Source organism: Ligilactobacillus acidipiscis DSM 15836, from assembly GCF_001435755.1.
In the GTDB taxonomy this organism is placed as follows: Bacteria; Bacillota; Bacilli; order Lactobacillales; family Lactobacillaceae; genus Ligilactobacillus; species Ligilactobacillus acidipiscis.
This window is the reverse complement of the sequence record NZ_AZFI01000215.1, coordinates 1-2,823: the sequence shown is the minus strand read 5'-3', so window position 1 is coordinate 2,823 and position 2,823 is coordinate 1. Positions and strand designations below refer to the sequence as shown.

The following is a 2,823-nucleotide window of genomic DNA, read 5'->3' as shown; positions in this document are numbered from 1 at the left end:
TTAAGTAGTTTTCAGACGGACCCTAATAAAAAAGTTCTAATTTCTATCCCTCAAGCGATGAGAGACGTGAAATTAGAACTTTTATTTTACTTAAAATGGGTCAGAACCGGCACCGCCAGTAAAGAGTCCCTGGTAATCATGGGAAACATCGATACTTCCTGTGTAATTTCCACCAGGGATCTGAGCCGTTTGCGAGAACTGCCATGCACCAAATTCAGAATGCAGCAAATTATTTGCTGACGGTTGATATGGATATTGTGCGATTCATGTTTGGCTTTGGCCGACAGTGTTGATCACGGCAGAACGATATAAATAGTTGGTGTAGGTATAAACTCCATGGTCATTATACCCGCCGTTTTTTAATACCTTCCAAAATGTGTTTAGGTTAGCAGCGACATTATCATTTTGAGTTGCAGAACTCTCCATATCTGCGAAAATTTTGATTTTAGTGTCAACGCCGTTATCTCGAAGAGTCTTTAATAAGTAGTTGGCTTCATCCGTTGCTTGAGTGCTATTGCTGAAATCAGCGTAATGATATATGTTGACATTCAGGCCGGCTTGAGCTGCTTGTTTCATTTGTGTGATCGCATAAGGATTTGTATAGTTTGAACCTTCTGTCAGTTTTACGATTACTGATTTTACTCCTTTTTGAGCCAAAATATTGTAATCATTCTGGGTCATGTTGGCCTGATAAGAGGAAACGTCGACAGCATCTTGGTTCGGACGTGTTGCATCTCCGATTTGAAAAACGTCGGGCTGTGCTTGGGCTGCAACTTTTGGATTACTGCCTTGTTTAGCAAAAGGTTTGCCCGTATATGACATGTTGCTTGCGGCAACAACTTTCATTGAGACGCCCAGCGAAACTACTAAACTGGCTGTAAACAAAAATAAGAATGCAACTTTGTGTCTATCAATAGATATTTGCATAATGGCCTCCCTTGAATTAAAAGCAAATGTTTTAATTGGGTGAAATTTTATCATCTATGTGTGTGAATTCAAGGGTTCTTAAGTAATTGAAAGGTGATTGTAAATTGGACGTAAAACTATGGCCATTTGTTGAAGAAATTAGTAGTTTTCAGTGCAAAAATGGATACACAAAAAGCCAAATACAATGGCTTTTAGGAAAGAAAACATTGTATTTGGCAAAATTGTTAATTGTTACAATTGAAATCTCAAAAAAGTGACTTAATCGTCAAGTTCACTGGTTTCTTTGGCTAAGAATTTACCAGTGGCGGCATTGAGCTGAACTTCAACTTTTTTGTCAGATTGTTGGAATTTAACCTCCCAATAAGTGGTCCCTAGCGCTTTGTTCAATGAAACTTCCGTAACTTTACCTGACTTAACTTTCTTTTGCGCTTCTTTGACTGCTTTTTTAACCGAAAGAAGATCCTTTGTATTTAACTTATTTTCTTTTCGTTTGACACCGTTTTGCTCGACTTGGTCCAAAGTTTCGGTACTTGTGTCAGAAATTTTCTTTGATTGGGCATCAACTTTTAATTCATATTCTTTCTGGTCACCAATGCCTTCAATCTCGTAGTAATACTTACCAGTCTTTTTTTCCAACGACAAAGACTTGACATCACTCTTTGGATACTTATCTTGATAGGCTTTGATTGATTGTTTGACTGAAACGTCAGTTTTAGCAATTTGAGGGACCTTAGCGGCGCTAACAATGGTTTCAGTTGGTGTTGCTGGATTTATTGCTTGCATTGGCCCTTCGAAAAAGCCAAAGAATAAAGCACCGCTGCATGCTGCTAACAAGATAGATTTAGTTAACCTGGAGGATCTCACTGTCAACATCCTTTCATTTTGCTCCGACTTTGATGACAAGTATTTTATGGTTTCGGTGGCTCAGGTTCGTCTTTTTTGTCTGGCTTAGGCGGTTCAGGTCCCTTTGGTGGTTCCGGGCCTTTAGGTGGCTCAGGTCCCTCAGGTGTTTTTTCTTTCAAACTTGCCTTAATATCGTCCAGATCGGCTTTGATGTCACCGAGTAGAGCATGTTCATCTTTTGCTTCCTGAGCATGTTGTTCAGCTAAGAAATGCACAGGTCCGGCAGCTTCATGTGGATCATGATGACAGTGCGAACGGTGAAAGTTGTGTTTACCTTTGGCACCGAGGCGTAATGCAACGGCGGGTAAGACTATCGCAGCATGCACTGCATTGGCAAAGATAACACCGCCAATGAACCCTAGAACATGTGCGTTATTGATTTTTTATTTTGTGTCTTTCATGGATGATTCCACCTTGCTGAATGTTTAAGCGGTAATACTTAAATGACAAGGTGGAAATACTAAAAAAACTCTAGTATTCTTTTGCTACAACTATATTCTACCAAGAAATGGAAGCGGTTAAAAGTAACTGGGTTCAAATTCTTATCTGAATAATTCGAGTTCACTTCAGGCAAGTAAGATTATGTTTTTAAGGTAGGCTTATTTTAAATGTATCTTTGAATTTTGGCGTCAATTTTTTCTCACCTCTTATATGTAGAAGGCCATTAGGATGCAATTTTTAATTCTACTAACAAATTATATTTCTAAGTGTTATTGGTTTTGTACAAGTCGACTATTTTCAAAAGCGATGTTTTAAAGAATGATAAAAAATTAGATTTAAAATATGTTTTTGGAGCATAGATTGATGTTAGTTCTATCAAAAAATAGTTGTACTAAACACTAATTATAGGTAGACTTAACTTAGTAGGGGTAAAAATAATTTGAAATTGCATAATATTAGGGGGAAGAAAAGTGCAAGAAGAGAAAAAAAGATTCAAAATGTATAAGGCAGGAAAAACTTGGGGAGAGCGTAAAATATCTTGTGTAAATGCAT

5 protein-coding genes are annotated in these 2,823 nt (G+C 37.7%); 1 reads left to right on the top strand and 4 read right to left on the bottom strand.

Features of this window, described 5'->3' with window-relative positions:
• Positions 1-90: 90 nt before the first annotated feature.
• From FC65_RS11940 to FC65_RS09945, 4 genes are all read right to left on the bottom strand, one after another.
• The gene (locus tag FC65_RS11940; protein ID WP_156408627.1) at positions 91-228 is read right to left on the bottom strand and encodes a hypothetical protein; all 138 of its coding nucleotides are present in this window, start codon (positions 226-228) and stop codon (positions 91-93) included.
• Between the two features lie 36 nt (positions 229-264).
• Positions 265-927 (bottom strand): GH25 family lysozyme, encoded by a 663-nt coding sequence (locus FC65_RS09955; RefSeq protein WP_056972559.1) that lies wholly within the window; start codon positions 925-927, stop codon positions 265-267.
• 258 nt (positions 928-1,185) lie between these two features.
• Positions 1,186-1,791 carry a PepSY domain-containing protein gene (locus tag FC65_RS09950; protein WP_162257062.1) on the bottom strand — a complete coding sequence of 202 codons (606 nt, stop codon included), beginning with the start codon at positions 1,789-1,791 and terminating at the stop codon, positions 1,186-1,188.
• A gap of 44 nt (positions 1,792-1,835) precedes the next feature.
• Positions 1,836-2,156 carry a hypothetical protein gene (locus FC65_RS09945; RefSeq protein ID WP_056972556.1) on the bottom strand — a complete coding sequence of 107 codons (321 nt, stop codon included), beginning with the start codon at positions 2,154-2,156 and terminating at the stop codon, positions 1,836-1,838.
• Positions 2,157-2,741: 585 nt separating this feature from the next.
• Here FC65_RS09945 and FC65_RS12955 point away from each other — a divergent pair.
• Positions 2,742-2,823 (top strand): KxYKxGKxW signal peptide domain-containing protein (locus FC65_RS12955; RefSeq protein WP_085898864.1); only part of this gene is annotated, 82 nt, incomplete at its 3' end.